9 protein-coding genes are annotated in these 17,486 nt (G+C 69.3%); 5 read left to right on the top strand and 4 right to left on the bottom strand.

Going from position 1 to position 17,486, the window contains the following annotated elements; genetic code table 11:
• Positions 1–66: 66 nt before the first annotated feature.
• A complete protein-coding gene (locus ACWGJM_RS32200) occupies positions 67–438 on the bottom strand; it encodes a hypothetical protein (RefSeq protein ID WP_453415266.1) in 372 nt (123 codons plus the stop codon).
• Positions 438–2,834 carry an AAA family ATPase gene (locus ACWGJM_RS32205; protein ID WP_453415267.1) on the bottom strand — a complete coding sequence of 799 codons (2,397 nt, stop codon included), beginning with the start codon at positions 2,832–2,834 and terminating at the stop codon, positions 438–440. Before ACWGJM_RS32205 ends, ACWGJM_RS32200 begins: the two co-directional genes overlap by 1 nt.
• 543 nt (positions 2,835–3,377) lie before the next feature.
• On the opposite strand from ACWGJM_RS32205, the gene ACWGJM_RS32210 reads away from it, so the two are divergent.
• Positions 3,378–6,155, top strand: a complete 2,778-nt coding sequence (locus ACWGJM_RS32210; RefSeq protein ID WP_453415268.1) for an ADP-ribosylglycohydrolase family protein — start codon at positions 3,378–3,380, stop codon at positions 6,153–6,155.
• A gap of 110 nt (positions 6,156–6,265) precedes the next feature.
• Here ACWGJM_RS32210 and ACWGJM_RS32215 read toward each other — a convergent pair whose 3' ends face one another.
• Together ACWGJM_RS32215 and ACWGJM_RS32220 are read right to left on the bottom strand one after the other, a co-directional pair.
• Positions 6,266–7,897, bottom strand: a complete 1,632-nt coding sequence (locus tag ACWGJM_RS32215; protein WP_453415269.1) for an RNase H family protein — start codon at positions 7,895–7,897, stop codon at positions 6,266–6,268.
• A 174-nt stretch (positions 7,898–8,071) separates the two neighbouring features.
• Positions 8,072–8,824 (bottom strand): hypothetical protein, encoded by a 753-nt coding sequence (locus ACWGJM_RS32220; RefSeq protein WP_453415270.1) that lies wholly within the window; start codon positions 8,822–8,824, stop codon positions 8,072–8,074.
• A gap of 232 nt (positions 8,825–9,056) precedes the next feature.
• Between ACWGJM_RS32220 and ACWGJM_RS32225 the strand changes: the two genes are divergently transcribed.
• Genes ACWGJM_RS32225 through ACWGJM_RS32240 form a run of 4 tightly spaced genes read left to right on the top strand, consistent with a single transcriptional unit; the run spans position 9,057 to position 17,287 of the window.
• Positions 9,057–11,195 carry a hypothetical protein gene (locus tag ACWGJM_RS32225; RefSeq protein WP_453415271.1) on the top strand — a complete coding sequence of 713 codons (2,139 nt, stop codon included), beginning with the start codon at positions 9,057–9,059 and terminating at the stop codon, positions 11,193–11,195.
• Positions 11,196–11,212: 17 nt separating this feature from the next.
• Complete coding sequence (locus tag ACWGJM_RS32230) at positions 11,213–12,835, top strand: class I SAM-dependent DNA methyltransferase (RefSeq protein ID WP_453415272.1); 1,623 nt, start codon at positions 11,213–11,215, stop codon at positions 12,833–12,835.
• Positions 12,828–14,024, top strand: a complete 1,197-nt coding sequence (locus ACWGJM_RS32235; RefSeq protein ID WP_453415273.1) for a restriction endonuclease subunit S — start codon at positions 12,828–12,830, stop codon at positions 14,022–14,024. Before ACWGJM_RS32230 ends, ACWGJM_RS32235 begins: the two co-directional genes overlap by 8 nt.
• Positions 14,021–17,287, top strand: coding sequence for a type I restriction endonuclease subunit R (locus ACWGJM_RS32240; RefSeq protein WP_453415274.1), 3,267 nt, complete (start codon positions 14,021–14,023; stop codon positions 17,285–17,287). Before ACWGJM_RS32235 ends, ACWGJM_RS32240 begins: the two co-directional genes overlap by 4 nt.
• The last annotated feature ends 199 nt before the right edge of the window (positions 17,288–17,486 follow it).

Below are 17,486 nucleotides of genomic sequence, written 5' to 3' on the forward strand. Positions count from 1 at the left end.
CGCCGGGCATATGCCCGGCCCCAGCGAAAGAACTATCAGACACAGGGGTCAGCTGTTAACGAGTGGTCAGGGAGCCAAAGCCTGGACCAGTTCGCAGACCTCAGTGCGCCACCTGCGGACCTGGTCGCGGGTGGGACCGATCTCGTACTGGTGGTAGTGGCACCCCAGGCAGAGGTGCGACCAGACGGCGCCGGTCCGGCGGGCGGTCTCCGCCGCCGTGTAGCAGCGCAGGCAGAGCATCTTGGCCCGCATGGTGGTGCCGGCGAGCCCCGGCACCGCAGCATCGAGGGTGCGGTCGACGGCGATCTCCAGGGCCGTCCGCAGCGCGAGGGCGGCTCCGCGGTGACGGCCGGTCGACGTGGCTCCGACACGGAGACCGGAAAGCAACCGGTCGGCCGTCAACAGGAGCTCTTCGACGGAGGCGCCCGAGGTGCTCATCACGCGGTCACCTCCGGCTTGCGCACCTTCTGCGCGAGGTCCTTGACCTCGTCCACGAAGCGGTGAGGATCGGTGATCCGTGCCCCGGGGGCGTGGGCGCCGCTCTGGCACTGCTTGAGCAGGTCCACCGCACCCGGTCCGCAGCGGGCGCGCAGTTCCCGGTAGACGTCGTCGGTCCGCTCGATGTCGCCGAAGAGGGCCAGCGCGGCGACCTTCATCAGCTTGTCGGCGTCGGTCACGGCGGCCTGGAGCGCGTGCTCGGGGCCGCCGGAGCGGTGGTGCCGGATCCAGGCGGCCTCGATGAAGGCGTTCTCCAGGGCGATCCGGCACAGACTGGGCAGCACATGGGTCCGTGCCGCCTCCGGCAGGTCCGTGGTGCCGGCGAGGGCTCTGGCGTCGTCGAGTGCCTGCCGGACCGGGTCGGTCACCGATCTGACCTTCACCTTGGACGACTCGCCCCGTTCCACCTCGAACACCGTCACCGGCAGTTCCTGGCTGGTGAACGCACGCTGGAGCCGGGTGTCGTGGGTGAATACGACGACCTGCCGGTGCTCGCCGAGTTCGTGCAGGACCTGGGCGAGTCCGTTGACCTTGGCGGGGTCCATGGACTGCACGGGGTCGTCGATCACGACGAAGCCGAACGGACTGTCGGCGGCGGCGGCCCGGGGCAGGAACAGGGACAGCGCGAGGGAGTGCTGCTCCCCCTGGCTCATGACGCTGAGCGCCGAGGCCTTCTCGCCGTCGACGGAGACGTCCATGACGAGCTTGCGGACGACGGCCTTCTCGCTTCCTTGCAGGCTCACCGTCTTCAGGTCGACGTTGCTCTCCTGGCGAAGCCTCTCCCAGACCCGCTGAGAGTGGCTGGTGAAGCCCTCCATGCGCTGTTCCCGCAGCTCGGTGGAGAGCGCCTTCAGCCAGGCACGGGCCTTCTTGATGTGGCTCAGCCGGGGCTTGCCCTCTTCCGCCGTACGGGCCCTCCGCACCCAGCCCGCAAGCCGGGTGACCAGCTGGCGCCAGCGCTCGTCACGCTTCTCCAGCTCCCTGGCGGCGTTCTCCTTCACTGCGGCGCAGGCACCGGCCAGGGTCACCGCGGCCTTGTAGGCGCGTCCGACGAGCTCGCCCGGGTCACTGATCGTCTGGCAGGCGAGCCAGGCCTCCCACGGATCGGTCAGGGCGGCAGGGACCCGCTGGGGCTTCTGGACGAGGCGCTGCACCGCCAGCGCAGCCGACCGCAGTTCGCTGTGGGCGTCCTCGGCGGCCTTCGCCTCCTGCCGGAGTACGGCGATCTGGGCGCTGGCACGAGCGGCCCACGCCTCGTCGAGGAGCAGGTCCGCCCCACACACGGGGCAGCCCTCCTCATCGGGGTGGCGGTTGCTGTGGTCCAGGGCCTTCTCAAGGAGGTCGGCGCGCTGGAGGGCGTCCTCGGCACCGGTCATGCGTACGTCTTCGACGCCGGCGAGCGCCTCGCGCAGCCTCTCCACTGCTGCGCCCACCTGCTCCATGTCGGGTCCCCGCAGGTCGACCGCGGCGCGCAGTTCGGCGAGAAGGCCGTCGTCGGCTGCAGGCAGGCCGGCCACCAGCGCCTCGAGTGCCTCGAAGTCGGGGCTCCCGGTGGTGTCCATGGCCACGAGCGCCTGTATCGCACGGTCGTCGTCCTCCAGCGCGTAGAGCCCCTCCTTGAGCTCCGGTACCTCGTCCTTGGCCGCCTTTACCGCGTCGTTGAGTTCCTTCTCCTGCTGCCGGAGGCGGTCGTCGGCAGCGCTGATGTGCCCCAGGCCGAGGATCGTGGCGATTGCGTCGTACATCTGGGAGGGCTTGCCACTGATCATGCGGCCGAGATCGACGTACGACAGGAAGGGGCGGTAGTCCGTCAGGGCCTGCTTCCAGTCCACCTGGTTCAGGGGGACGCGGCCGTGTCCGGGCCGCCTGAATCCGCCCTCGGTGTCGCCGAAGTCCTCGCCCCTCCAGGTGCGGGTGAGCGTGCTCCGGCCGGTGTCGCCTCCGACGGCGAGCTTGACCTCGATCTCCGGCTTGGCGCCGTCGTGAAGATTGCGCCAGTTGCTCGTTCGCGTCGCGTCCTGCCCCTGCCAGCGCATGTTCGTGCCGGTGAAGGCCGTCTCGATGGCCTCGGCGATGCTGGACTTGCCGGAGCCGTTGCGGCCCACCACGAGGGTGACGCCGGGCCGGGGGCTGAGGTTCAGCCAGGCGCGGGGGCCGATACCGCGGAACCCGGAGACGGAGACGGAGTCGAGGTAGATCCGGCCGACGGTGGACCGCTGGTGGGTCGCACCGTCGCCCAAGGCTTCCTGCAGGAGTTCCTTCACCGGCTCGCTGAGCGTCGCCCGGGCCAGGCGGGCCTTCACCTGCTCGGCGACGGGCGCCGGCCGAAGGGTCAAGTCCGGTGACGTAGGAGCGGCGGAATGGTGGGTGTGCTGCCTTTGCGGTTCCGTCGGGGTCATGAGGTGTCTCCAGATTCCGGTGCTGGTGCGGAGGAGAGGTTGGGACACCGGCGCTCGGTCGAGTGGATCGTGGCTCCTGCGGCCGATATGCCGACGAGACGCAACCGTAGGAGCGATGGGGTCATACCGACTTCGCGTGACGTGATAACCCTGGTTATCAAGTGAGGCCGATCGATGGAGAGTTCGTGGAGCCACCCGGAGAATCGTGCCGTGCTGTTCAAGAGTGGGTGTCTTCGTCACGCAAGTACCGCAAGGGGTCCTGTTGCCGGTTCTCGCCCGGGCAGGTACTTCGTATCGTCTCATTGACGATAAGAGGGGTGTGATGCCAAGCTGGCGGAGTGTCAATCTGCCGAGGAGCAGTCCCTTTTCGGCATTTCACCGTGCCGGTGCGGTCCCGGTTGCTTCCGCCAGGGGTCGTTGCCTGTACGCCGTCGCCCGCCCGGCCCGTCCTCCGCGCGCCGCCGCACCTTTCGGAGTCCCATGGCCCACGCCCGCTCCCCACAACCCCGCCTGAACACGCAGGCCACCGACCGGGCTGCCGGCGTACTGCTCGGCGCGGCCGTCGGCGACGCGTTGGGCGTGCCTTACGAGTTCAAGGCGACGTTGCGCGATGACCAGCAGCCGTTGATGATCGGCGGCGGCCTGGGACCGTACAAGCCCGGCGAGTACTCCGACGACACCCAGATGCAGGTCTGCATCGCCGAGGTCGCGGCCGGCGGAGCGGATCTGCGCACCCCGGAGGCCCTCGACGCGATCGCCGTCAACTTCCAGGGATGGCTGAGCGGCGGTGCCAGTGACGTCGGCGCCCAGACCCGCGCCGTCCTGAGCGCCGCCCGCCGCGCCCCCGGAGCCCCGGGGGCGGCGCTGCTCGACGCCGCCCGCCTCTTCACCGCCGCCAACGAACGCAGCGCCGGGAACGGCTCGTTGATGCGCACCGGCATAGTCGCCCTCGGTCATCTCGGCGACGCCTTCGAGATGGCCGAGGCCGCCACCGCGGTCAGCGCGCTCACCCACCCGGACCCCGACTGCGCCGACGCCTGCGTGCTGTGGTGCTCCGGCATCCGCACCGCGGTCCTGCACGGGACCTTCGACGGCGTGCGCGGCGGCCTGGAGCTCCTCCCCGCGGAGCGCCGTGAGGCGTGGGCGCGGCGGCTGGACGAGGCGGAGGCCAATCCGCCGCACCACTTCGCCAACAACGGCTGGGTCGTCCACGCGCTCCAGGCCGCCTGGTCGGCGATCACCCGCACTGCCGTGCCCGAGTTGAACCCCGCCGAGCGCAGTTTCCCCGCGCAGCACTTCGGCCTCGCCTTGGAGGCTGCGGTGCGGGCCGGGACGGACACCGACACCGTCGCGGCGATCGCGGGCGCCCTGCTCGGCGCGCGCTGGGGCTGCTCCGGCATCCCACTCGAGTGGCAGCAGGCCGTCAACGGCTGGCCCGGCCTCACCGGCGCCGATCTGGTCCGACTGGCGGCGCTCACCGCGCGCGGCGGGAGGGACGATGCCGCGGGCTGGCCCTCGGCCGCGCGCATGCCAGTCTCGTCCTCCACCCCCCACGGCTTCGCCGTCCCCCACCCCCACGATCCCGGGGTGATCCTCGGCAACCTGGCCCTGGCTCAGGGCAGCGAGCCGGTCCCTGTCGACGCCGTGGTCTCGCTGTGCCGCATCGGCACGGACCCGATCCTGGCCGGTGCCGACGTCGAGCACCTCCGCGTCTGGTTGGTGGACAGCCAGGGGGAGAATGCCAACCTCCACTACGTACTGGACCAGGCCGCCCGCACGGTGCAGCAGCTGCGCCTCGCCGGCAAGCGGGTCCTACTCCACTGTGTGGCCGGGCAAAGCCGCACCCCGGCCGTCGCCGCCCTCTACAGCCACCTGGCCACCGGCACTGACTCCAAGACCGCGCTGTCCGACCTGCGCGAGGCACTGGTGCACGGCTGGCAGCTGTCGGCGCACGCCGAGATGCACGACGCGGTGCACGAGCTGACCAACGTACCCGGTGACGGGCAGCCGACCGGGCCAGGCGTACAAACGGCTGATCCGATCACGGCCGCGTCGGTACGGGCCCACGACACCCCACCCCGGGAACGCGCGGAGGCGCCTGGCGAGCAGAGGAAGGAGGAGCTGGACCTCGGCCGTGACACGGAGCCGGAGCAGCGAGGCAAGGTCTTGAAGGGGAAAGGGGCGCAGTCCCGGGTGCGCGGGATGATGCTCGGCCTGGCGCTGGGGGACACCCTGGGCGCCGCCCGGGGCAAGCTGCAGGGAGAGGGCACGCTGCGGGCGGGTGTCAGCACCCAATTGGCCTGCTTCACCGCCGAGGGCACGATCCGCGCATGGGTGCGCGGCAGGCACAAGGGCATCTGTCATCCGCCTTCGGTGGTGTGGCACGCCTACTGCCGGTGGGCGGCTCTTCAGGGGATCGAGGTGGAGCGGATGCGGCAGCGCTGGGGTCACGGGCGGTGGCCGGACGGCTGGCTCGCCCAAATACCCGTGCTGGCCGAACGGCGCGGTTCAGCACCGGCGACCGTGGCGGCCCTGTCCAAGACCGAGCAGGGAAACATGGGGGTACCGACGACCAGCCGCGGCTGCCACGCGCTCACCCGCGTCCTTCCTGTCGCTGTGGTCGGCGCTGCACACGGCTCGGAGCAGTCAGTCCAGTTGGCCAGGGAGATCGCCGCTTTCACCCACGGCGATCCGGCCGCGCAGTCCGCCGCAGCCCATGCGGCGGTGCTGGTCGGCCACTGCCTGACCAGCACCCCCGAAACGCAGGATTCTCTGTTCGCCTACCAGTCGCAGGTGCAGCAAGCCCTGATTGACGGCGTTCATGCTCTTCACGCTGTCGACTCCGACCTGACCGCAGCCGAGCACAAGCAGCTCATCGAGGCGCTACGGCAGGCCGACGACCACCCCGCAGACGCGGGACGCCTCGCAGAACTCGCACCGGACGCCACCGCGCCCTCGGCACTGCTCGGCGGCCTGTATGTCGCCGCATCCTTCCCCAACCGGGACCAAGTGCACGCCGCGCTGCGCTTCGCCGCCGGGGCGCCGGACGGCGACTCGGTCGCCTGCGTGACCGGCGCGCTGCTTGGAGCGGCACACGGCGCCGAGGCACTGCCCATCGATCTGATCAGCCGCCACGAACTGGCCTGGGTCCTCGACATCCTGGCCCGCGACCTCGTCACCGAACTCATCGACTCCGCCAGCAGCGACGGGTTCGACGGCTGGGACGACCATTGGTGGGACCGCTACCCCGGCTGGTGACCCGCCGGCTCCTTGGGGGACTGGGGCCAGAGACCAGCTCGCGGGTCGACGTAGCGTGACGAGGGCCACAACGGAGTGGCCCGGACCACTCCCAGCTCCGGCCCCGGGGATCAGGCAGCGGCCGAGAGCGGGCGATGCCTGGAACTCAGTGAGCGCAGAATCCGCGCTTCCTCCTTGCGGGCCGCGGATGGAGAGGTACGGCCGGCGGCGCGGCGGAGGGCGAGGCCGGCGAGGGCGTCGGCGGTTTCGTTGAGGTCATGTCCGATGTGCCCCTTGAGCCAGCGGACCTGGAGGCGGTGGCGGTGGCGCAGCAGGCGGTCCATGAGGTGCCTGCCCTCCGGGAAGAGGAGGGTGCGATGGGCCGCCGCCGGGTCTGCGCTGTCCAGAGCTGCATTCGCTGCCTCGACTGCCTCGGTACTGTCGCACAGGAGGACTATGGGCGCTTCCTCGTGGCGGTCGAGGAGGCTGAGAGCGGCCGCGCAGATGCCGATCACTTCGGCTTCTCCGCTGCTTGAGGCCATGGAGTCGCCGCAGCCGGTCGTCCCGTCTTCGGCAGCCCAGCCGTAGCCGCACAGCGCGGACTCGTCGCCGACCGCGGCGTCGGCGACGGCCACGACGGCGGTGCCGGGAAGGTCTGCGAGCACGGCGTAACGGTCTGTGTCAGCCAGGGCCGTTGCCGTCGAACGTTCACTGCCGTTGTCCTCGTCCGTGTCGGCGGGAGAGTCGTCAGTGAGGACGGTGGCGAGAGCGCGGTGGCACTGCGGGCAGCCGTCGGTCCGTTCGGCGCAGTCTGCCCGGTGCCTGGCGGTCAGCTCACGCACTCTGTGCCACGACTGGGGCTCGTCGGCGGCGAAGCGTTCGAGAGCTGCGGCGCGACACTGTGCGATGAGCTCTGCGAAAGGCCCCGTGGCCATGCAAGCCTGCATCCGGTCACGGAGATCCGCGACCCGGAGTTTGGCCTCGCGGGCACGGGCAGCGAGGACAGCGGCGTCCTGGTAGGCGTCCTCCAAGGCGTCGAGCCGCGGGCGCCGTGCGAAGAGAGGGCAGGCGAGTACGTCCCGTTCGGCCTGGCCGATGGCGTAGCGGCCCCAGGCCAGCGCGGAACGGGCATGTCGGCTCCACCGTTCGACCACCGCGTCGTGCAGGAGGTACGGGTTCTCTTCCTCCCGCGCGTCGCGAAGGAGGGCCTGGACGAAGGCGTCGTCGTGGCAGTCCTCCAGTTCGCGCACCGGTGCCGGCAGTTCGCTGTCTGCCGATCTCTGGCTCCACGCCCACCGGGCGAGATCGCTCTCCGGCGCCTGCGGCGTGCCCTCCGGCAGCCCCCTATCGCGGAGTTCCTCGCGCAGGGCCGAGGCGTAGGCATCGGGGTACGCGGAACGCGCCACCCGCAGCTCCAGCATGTCCACCGGCCGGGAGGAACCGGCGAGGCGGCGAGCACGCTGCTCCTTGCACACGGCGTCCGCGCGTGAGCGGGCCTGGCGCACCTTGCGCGCGTGCCCTCGCAGCCGTCGCAGCCGCTCGGGCGGCTGGGCTGAGAGCTCCGCGCGCCGGACGTCCCCACGAGCGAGGACGTCAGCGTGCGCTAGAGCGATGGCGATGGGGCCGGCGAGTGAGGCGTGTTCCAGGGCTGCGGCCGTCTCCGCAGCGCAGATACCGTTCATGCGCGCCAGGACGGCTTCCTGCAGGGCGGTGAAGTCCTCGGCGAAGCGACGGACCAACTCCGTGTGCCCGGTGATCGTCACAATGGCCTTCCAGGTCGCGAGTGGTGTCGAGTGGGAACGTGCGCGTTGTGTGACCGGCGTGTGCGGGTAACCCGTGGGCGCAGGCTCGGGTGCACCCGATGCGGCGAAGGCGTGAAGCCCCAAATCGCGTGCGGATGCTGAGGACGCCCAGAAGGGCCCCACCGGCGGCTTGGGCTACTGCACCTGACCGGTGAAGACGGCCGTGCGGTACCAGCCCGAGCCAGAGGTGTCGGCCGGCGTGATCTCGATCTGGGCGCTCTTGGCGGTCTTGGCGAACACGCACGCCTCTTTCCAGGTCTGCGACTTGCCCGGCAGCAGGTGGGTGTCCGGCGTGCCGTTGAGACCCGCATCCGTGTCGGAGATCTCGTCGGCGCCGTTGGGGCAGGACAAGCTGACCATGCTCAGGTCGAGCGGGGACTTGGAGCCGTTCTGCACGGTGACGGAGAAAGCCAGATAGGCCTTGCCGGACGGGAAGGCGTACTCGCCGGAGGTGCCCCGGCTGAAGTCGCTCAGGTGCGCCTGGACGCCGTTGGTCCACGTGACGGTCTTGTCCAGCGCGACGGTGATGGTGTCACCGTTGGAGTCGTCCTGGGCGCTCTGGGTGTCCTGCGAGGCGCTGACGGTGGCCGTGGGCGGCGCGGTGTCGGTCTGGGTGCCACCGATGGTGGAGCAGGCGCTCAGCGAGCAGCCCACGGCCATCGCGGCCACGGCGAGGGCGGTCTTGCGCGTGCGGGTCGTGCGGGTCGTGGGACCTGCGATCAGCGCGACGAGTGCTGAAGCTCCGCGGGTGAGCCGCGCTCTGCGCCGCGACGGCTTCTTCCCGGCCTGCAGCTGCGCGTAGGCCGGGGACGTCTGCGGCGGCACGGCACCCCAGCCGGATCCGTCGGGCTGCTGGGCAGTGGACGGCGTCGACGGCGTACTGGTCATGGCAGGGAACCTCCAGGTCTTCGTGCACCGGGCACGCCGGTGTGTGGCAACGCCGGCAAAGGTGCCCTGCATCGGACGTGGAGGTCACGACGAACTGTGATAACCGGGGTTATCAGGTCCCCGTCACACTGGTCCACTCAATGGTTGTAAGGTGCTGGAACCTGCCGTCGAGCCGGGCAACCGCCTTGGACTCAGCAGGACAACAGGTTGAGATAAAGGGGGGCGGGGCTCGATGACCACTGCGCACGAAGCCGTATCGCCCATCGTCCCCGAGATGTCGGCCTGGCGGATCACTTACGCCGAAATCGCCTCCCTCGCTCAGGTGCAGAGGCCCGTGCCCACCACGTGGAGCCGCAGGCACCCGGACTTTCCGGCGCCCGTCGCCCACGAGGACGGGCGGCCCCTGTTCGACGCACGCGCGGTCGTGGACTGGCTGACGACGACGGGCCGCGGCAACGCGGACCCCCGCCATCTGCGGGCCGAACTGGCACTGCATACCCTGGCCGCCTTGCGGACGCCCGCCCTGCCCGCCGCGGTCCTCGTGGGGGCGCTGACGGCGTTGATCTGCCTGCGCCACCAGCTCGATGCCGCCGTCTCGGGCCAGAGCTGGGACGCGGTCCTCGCCAAGGCTGCCGACCTCGATCCCGAGGACACGTTCCTGTCGGCCGAGCTGGGTGCAGTCTCGGACCCGGACCGCACCGGTCCGGGGCTCGCCGTCCTCGCCGACGAGCTGACCGAGGCTGCCTACACACCAGCCGAGGCCTTCGACTGGGTCCTCGAGGCCCGCCGCCGCCTCGGCTTCCACGACCTCGCTGCCGACGAGCCCACCCCGGCGGTGGTACGCGCCCTCGCGGCCCTGTCCGGCGTCGACACTCTCGACGAGGGCTCCGTAATCGCCACCCCGCACGCACGCTCCGGTGACCTCCTCGCCGCCCTGCACGCCCAGGCCGCCGAGGACTCCGGTCACACCTACCTCGCCTGCGACCCCGACCTGGCGAGGGTCCGCCTGGTACGCCGCCGGATGCTGGTGCGCGGAGTGAACGAGTTCGACCTCGGCGTCACCGAGGGAGAGGACCTGCCCGTCGACGACTGGGGCTACCCCCGTCTACTGGTCTGCGTCCTCCCTTACGAAGCGGCGGAGACCCGCAGCCCGCAGGCCGTCCTGGAGCGGGTGCAGGCGCTCACCGACTACCTCGGTGACGGCTCGACGGCCGTCATCCTCGGCCCCGCCGACGTGCTGGTCCGCCCGCTGCCCCGGCACGGCGACGCCGACCGCCTGCGCCGCTCCTTCCTCCGGGACGGCCTGCTCAAGGCAGCCGTCAGCCTCCCCGACGGTGCTTTCCCCTACCGCCCGGGCTACCGCACCGCCGTGTGGGTGCTGGCCCGCACACCGGCGGAGAACCGTACCGGCCTGGTGTTCCTCTCCGACTACTCCGCGCAGCCGCTCACTGACCCGGTCCTCGACGCGCTCGCCGAGGACATCACCATCTGGCGCGCCTCCGGCTGGCGCGGCGACCGCCGGCACGAACCCCGCCATGCGGTGATCGTCCCAGCCAAGGACCTCGACGACCGGCCGGGTGCCGCCTTCACGACCCAGCACCGTCCGACCACGGCCCGCTACACCCGCGGTGTCATCGAGCGTCCGGCCCGCATCAGCGACCTGGAGCGGCGCCTGACGGAGCTCTACGAGCAGGCCCGGCAGCGCGCCGACCTGCGTGCGACGCTGGGCGCTCGGGCCGTGCTGCGCTCCGAGGACCAGCCGGTACGGCGCACCACCGTGCGTCGGCTCCTCGCAGAGCGCCGCCTGCGACGCCGCCCCGGCCACCGCATCGCCGAGGAACACCTTTCGGCCGAGGGCCACTACACGGTGCTCACCCCCGACGAGATCCTCGGTACCGCCCGCCCGGGGAGCCGTCGCATCGACCGTGGCGTGTTCCTCACCGGCTACGAACACGCGCAGTTCACCGAGCCGGGCGACATCGTCGTCACCACGAGCCCCCGATTCGGCGCGTACGTCGACGAAGCCGGCCTGTCACTTGTGGCCGCCCCAGCCCGCATCCTGCGAGTCCACCCCGATGCCGACCCGCCGGTTCTGCCTCGGGTCCTTGCGGCGCTGCTGCGGGCGGCGGCCGCCGAGTACGCGCGCACCAGCGGCGCGGTGCGGGCCTCGCGAGGCGTCGAAGACCTCCTTATCCCTGACCTGAGCTGGGACGAGGCTGAACGCTTCGACGCCCTGCTCGCCGAGCTCGATAGCCGCGCGACCCTCCTGCGGGAACAGTCCGCCGCCCTCGACGACCTGGCCCGCACCACCGCCGCCGGCATCGCCGACGGCACGCTCACCCTCCAGAACTTCCCCGGCACCGACGACTGAAGGAGACGCTTCACCCCATGATTCCCGGCCAGAAGAAACCCACCGACCAGGCGGAGCTGTTCAGTGCCTCCACCGCCAAGGAGATCCAGGACATCCTGTGGAAGGCCGCGGACAAGCTGCGCGGTTCCATCGACGCCGCGCAGTACAAGGAGTTCGTCCTCGGCCTGATCTTCCTCAAGTACGTCTCCGACGCCTTCGAGGAGCGCCGCACCGAGCTGGCCAAGGAGCTAACTGAGGACGGCATCGACGAGGAGCGCCTGGACGAGTTCCTGGAGGACCGCGACGAGTACACCGGCGCGCACGTCTTCTGGGTGCCCGAGACCGCCCGCTGGTCGTGGATCGCCACCCACGCCAAGAGCCAGGGCGTCGGCAAGCTCCTGGACGACGCGATGGACGCGGTCATGGCGGAGAACGCCTCGCTGAAGGGCGTCCTCCCGAAGATCTTCAACCGGGACAACGTCGACCAGAAGCGCCTGGGCGAACTCGTCGACCTCATCAGTGACGCCCGCTTCGGCGGCAACGAGGACAAGCCCGCGCAGGACGTGCTCGGTGAGGTGTACGAGTACTTCCTCGGCAACTTCGCCCGCGCCGAGGGCAAGCGGGGCGGCGAGTTCTACACCCCCCGATCCGTCGTCCAGCTCATCGTGGAGATCCTGGAGCCCTACGAAGGGCGCGTGTACGACCCGGCGTGCGGCTCGGGCGGCATGTTCGTCCAGGCCAGCAAGTTCATCGAGGCCCACCGCGGCCGCGGCCACAAGGCCGACATCGCGGTCTATGGCCAGGAGCTCAACGAGCGCACCTGGCGGCTGGGCAAGATGAACCTCGCCATCCACGGCATCGACGGCAACCTCGCCTCCCGGTGGGGCGACACCTTCGCCGACGACAAGCACCCTGACCTCAAGGCCGACTTCGTCATGGCCAACCCCCCGTTCAACATCAAGGACTGGGCGAGGGACGAGAGCGACCCGCGCTGGAAATACGGGGTGCCGCCGAAGAACAACGCCAACTACGCCTGGCTCCAGCACATGATCTCCAAGCTGGGCGAGCGGGGCACCGCCGGCATCGTCCTGGCCAACGGGTCCATGGCCTCCCAGCAGAGCGGCGAAGGTGAGATCCGCCAGGCCCTGGTCGAGGCAGACTTGGTGGCGTGTATGGTCGCGCTGCCTTCGCAGTTGTTCCGCACGACCCAAATTCCAGCGTGTCTGTGGTTCCTAGCCAAGGACAAGTCCCCGCAGGGGGCGCGGCGTTTGAACGACCGGCGCGGCGAGATTCTGTTCATCGACGCCCGCACCATGGGCGAGATGGCCGACCGGACTGAGCGCGTCCTGACGGAAGCCGACCTCACGAAGATCGCCGGGGTGTACCACGCGTGGCGGGGCACTGCGTCGGCGCGCGTGGCGGGGCTGACGTACGCGGACGAGCCCGGGTTCTGCTTCTCGGCCGACCTGGCGACGGTTCGGGAACACGGGTACGTGCTGACGCCGGGGCGGTACGTGGGAGCAGTCGAGGCGGAGGAAGAAGACACGGAGGCCGTGGCGGAGCGGATCGCCGCGCTGACGGAAGAGCTGTACGGGCTGTTTGACCGATCGGCGGAGCTCGAGAAGACGGTGCGGGAGCAGCTGGGGAGGATCGGTGTCTGAGTGGATCGAGACCACCATCGGCGAGGTAGCGACCGTCTTTGACGGGCCGCACGCCACACCTAAAAAGACCGACACAGGCCCCTGGTTCCTCAGTATTTCCAGCTTGGACAAGGGGCGCCTTAACCTGGCTGAGTCGGCTCATGTCTCTGAAGAGGACTTCCGGAAGTGGACTCGACGGGTGACACCGCAAGCGGGCGACGTGTTGTTTTCTTACGAGACGCGCCTTGGTGAAGCCGCTCTCATGCCCTCGGGAATCCGGGCATGCCTTGGTCGGCGCATGGGAATTCTTCGACCGAAGGTGGACCGTGTAGATCCCCAGTTCTTGCTCTATGCATACCTGGGACCTGAATTTCAAAATACCATCGCCGCGCGGATGATTCATGGCGCTACGGTAGACAGAATCCCCCTAGCCAATCTGCCGACGTGGCCTATCCGCCTCCCTGGCCTCACCGAACAGCAAGCGATCGTGGCCGTGCTCGGGGTGCTGGATGACAAGATCGTCGTCAATGAGCGCATCGCGGCCACAGCCCGGCAGCTTGGCATGGCCCTTTTCGCTCAGGTCTTGGTTGAGGGTGACCTGATTAAGGCGGACGTCGAATCCGTATCAAGCCTGCTCGCCCGAGGAATCGCGCCCAAATATTCAGACTCTTCTGAAGATCTCGTTGTCCTTAACCAGAAATGCATCCGTGATGGTCGCGTGAATTTGAATCCCGCGCGGCTCACTTTGCGCGATAAGGTCAAAGATTCGAAGCTTCTCCGTCGAAATGACGTACTGGTCAATTCGACGGGCGTCGGTACCCTTGGTCGAGTCGCTCGCTGGACTTCTAATAAGGCGGCGACAGTTGACTCGCATATTACGATCGTGCGCTTTGATGAGGCCCGCGCAGATCCGGTCTGTGCAGGTTTTGCGTTGCTCCGTGCTCAGCCGGAGATTGAGGCGATGGGTGAGGGGAGTACTGGCCAAACAGAGCTTCGCCGCACTCAACTCGGCGGCCTGGAACTCAGCCTGCCTAGCAGGACGCGGCAGCAACAACTCCGCCCCAAGCTCGATGCACTGGAGGAGCAAGCCGACCAGGCTCTGGCGGAGTCATTGACCCTCGCCGCCCTCCGCGACACCCTCCTCCCCCAGCTCATGTCCGGCCGGCTTCGCGTCAAGGACGCCGAGAAGATTGTCGAGGACCACACGTGACGCACGACGACGAGAGCGGAAGAAACGAGCACCATCGCCCCTTGGAGGCCGACTGGGAGCTGCTCGCGCTCGATGAGCTGGCCGAGCTGGCCTGGCTGCCCGCCTCCGGCAACGAGTTCGCCCCCGGCTCCGGGCACCGCCAGTCGTGGGACGACCTGATCCTCTACCCCGACCTCCGTGAGGCGATCGAGCGGCTCAACCCCGAGCTGCCCCCGGACGCCGTCCGTGATGCCGTCACCGCCGCAGCGACTCCGGCGTCGCAGGACACGTACGAGGAGAACCGCACCGCCCACACGTACCTGACGGCTGGCATCCGCTCCGTCACGTACACCGACAGCTTCGGTGCCGAGCACAACCCGACCATCCGCCTCGTCGACCTTGCCGACCCGGACGCGAACACCTACCGCGCCCTGACCCAGGTCACCGTCATCGACGGCGAGAAGAACCGCCGCTTCGACGTCGTCCTGCACGTCAACGGCCTCCCGCTCGCCGTCCTGGAGCTGAAGCGCGCCGGCGACGAGGACGCCACACTTCAGGACGCGCACTCACAGATCACCCGGTACGTGGAGGAGTTCCCGACCGCCTTCCGCTACAACGCTGTGGTCCTGCTCTCCGACGGCATCACGGCGAAGTACGGCACGCCCTTCACCCCGTACGAGCACTTCGCGCCGTGGAACACGGACGAGTCCGGCGCCCGCGTCGATCCGCTCGACGCGGAGGGCATCATTGACTCGGGCCAGAACCTGGCGCTGCACGGCCTGTTCACTCAGCAGCGGTTCCTCTCCCTCGTCCAGTCGTTCATCAACTTCGTCCCGTCGAAGCGGATGAAGCGCATCGCGAAACCGCACCAGTACCACGCGGTGACCCGTGCCGCCGAAGCCGTTCGCGAGGCCGCCGCCACCGACGGGAAGGCCGGCGTCGTCTGGCACACGCAGGGTTCGGGCAAGTCCGAGGAGATGGTGCTCACCACGACGATGGTGATGCGCGACCCGGCCCTGCTGAACCCGACAGTCGTCGTCATCACCGACCGCAACGACCTAGACGACCAGCTGTACTCCACCTTCCTGGAAAGCCAGGTCCTCCCGGAGAGCCCGAAGCAGATCCTCACCCGCGCCGACCTCCGCCAGGAGCTGGCGGCCAAGCGGACCGGCGGCATCCTCTTCACCACCCTGCAGAAGTTCGGCAAGACCAAAGACGAGAAGGAGTCCGGTGCCGACCACCCGCTCCTCTCCGACCGCCGCAACATCGTGGTCGTCGTCGACGAGGCCCACCGCAGCCACTACGACAACCTCGACGGCTACGCCCGCCACCTGCGCGACGCCCTCCCGCACGCCACGCTCCTCGCCTTCACCGGCACCCCGATCTCCGAGGCCGACCGAAACACCCGCGAGGTCTTCGGCGACTACATCGACGTCTACGACCTCAAGCGGGCCGCCGACGACGGCGCGACCGTCAAGGTCTTCCACGAGGGCCGCGTCATCCAGCTCGTCCTGGACGAGGACGTCGACCCGACGAAGATCGACGAGGAGGCCGACCGCATCACCGACGGTCTCGACGACACTGAGCGCCGCCGGGTCGAGCAGGCCGTCGCCACTATGAACGCCATGTACGGCGCGCCCGCCCGCATAAGGGACCTCGCGCAGGACCTGGTGACACACTGGGAGGCGCGGCGCGAGCGGATGCAGCCCTTCGTCGGTGTCTCCGAGGAGGGTGGGGCGACCGGCAAGGCGATGGTCGTTTGCGCGACCCGCGAGATCTGCGTCCGGGTCTACGACGCCCTGCGTGAGTTGCGGCCGGAGTGGCACAGCGACGAGGTCGACAAGGGCGCCATGAAGATCGTCTTCTCCTCGGACTCCCGGAAGGACCCCGAGCAGCTGCGCGCCCACGCCCTGCGCGACAGCCAGCGCAAGGCGGTCATCAACCGGGCCAAGGACCCCGACGACGAGCTGGAGCTGCTCGTCGTCAACAACATGCTCCTGACCGGCTTCGACGCCCCGCCGGTCCACACGATGTACCTGGACCGACCGCTCAAGGGCGCCAACCTCATGCAGGCACTGGCCCGGGTCAACCGCCGCTTCCGCGGCAAGGAGGACGGCCTCCTCGTCGGCTACGCGCCGCTCACTGAGAACCTGCAGAAGGCGATCGCCGAATACACCGACGCCGACCAGCGCGACCGCACCCTGGGCCAGGACCTCGACCGCGCCCTGGACGAGCTGCGCAACGAGTACGACATCCTCACCGACATCCTGCGCGGCTTCGACTGGCGGGCGCGCCTGACCCAGCCGACCAAGACGGCCTTCATAGACGCCGCTCTGAAGACGGCCAACTACCTCCGGGACCCGCGCACCCCGGGCAACGACCCGGACAAGCTCGACGACCCCCGCCAGACTCTCGGCCGGCGCTTCCGCGAGCACGCCCACTGCCTCGAGCGCTTCTACGCGCTGTCCGGCAGCGCCACGAACATCGGCGAGCGCTTCCCGGACCACCCGTCCTGGCGCCGGGACATCCAGTTCTTCGTCGAGGTACGCGCCTACATGGCCAAGCTCGACGCGATGGACCGCGAGGCTCGCGGCCTGCCCGTCGCCCGCGACGTCGAGCTGTACCTCCAGCAGCTGACCTCGTCGGTCGTCGAGACCGGCGGGATAACGGACCTGTTCGCCGAGGCCGGCCTGGAGATCGCCGACCTGACGCACCTCAACGACGCCCTTGTCGCCAAGCTGCAGAACAGCGAGACCCCGCACCTGGCGGCGGAGGCGTTGCGGCGGCTCGTCGAGAAGAAGATGCGCGAGGTGACGCGGCACAACATCGTTCGTCGCACGGCGTTCTCCGAGCAGCTGCAGGACCTCATGCTCCGGTACATGCGGCAGCAGTACACGAGCGCTGAGCTCATCGCCAAGCTGGTCGAGATGGCCAAGGAGGTCGTCGAAGACGCCAGGCGCGGCGAGAAGTTCGACCCGCCGTTGAACTGGCGAGAGCTCGCCTTCTACGACGCGGTGGCCGACCACGGCACGGCGCGGGAGCTCATGGGCGACGAGGTCCTGGCCGGCATCGCCCGCGAGCTCGTCGCTGAGGTCCGGAAGAAGCTCAAGCCGGACTGGATCGCTCGTGACGCGGTCCGCGCCGGTCTCCGCAGTGCCATCAAGCGCCTGCTGGCCCGCCACAACTACCCGCCGGACCGCCGTACGGAGGCCGTCAACCTGGTCCTGAAGCAGATGGAGCACTTCGCCAACGAGTGGTCCACGAACGGAGTCCCGGACAGCTGACCGGAATCCGGGCACTCCACGTTCACGACTTTCCCCGGCAGGGGTGGTCCTCTGTCGGGGAGCGTGCACATCTATGGGGGGTGCGGCAATGGACGTTGCCACAGGACTGAAGCGTGCCGGTTCGCAGAATCTGAGACTCGGCGGGGTTCGAACCGGACCGAGGGACTGGCGCTTTGCACCAAGAGACGCGCGGGTTCGG

It is taken from the genome of Streptomyces sp. NPDC054834, assembly GCF_053611185.1.

Coding starts and splice junctions, on each gene's coding strand:
- ACWGJM_RS32210 (WP_453415268.1), top strand. CDS start 3,378: ATGGCCCACGCCCGCTCCCCACAACCCCGCCTGAACACGCAGGCCACC.
- ACWGJM_RS32230 (WP_453415272.1), top strand. CDS start 11,213: ATGATTCCCGGCCAGAAGAAACCCACCGACCAGGCGGAGCTGTTCAGT.
- ACWGJM_RS32200 (WP_453415266.1), bottom strand. CDS start 438: ATGAGCACCTCGGGCGCCTCCGTCGAAGAGCTCCTGTTGACGGCCGAC.
- ACWGJM_RS32220 (WP_453415270.1), bottom strand. CDS start 8,824: ATGACCAGTACGCCGTCGACGCCGTCCACTGCCCAGCAGCCCGACGGA.
- ACWGJM_RS32225 (WP_453415271.1), top strand. CDS start 9,057: ATGACCACTGCGCACGAAGCCGTATCGCCCATCGTCCCCGAGATGTCG.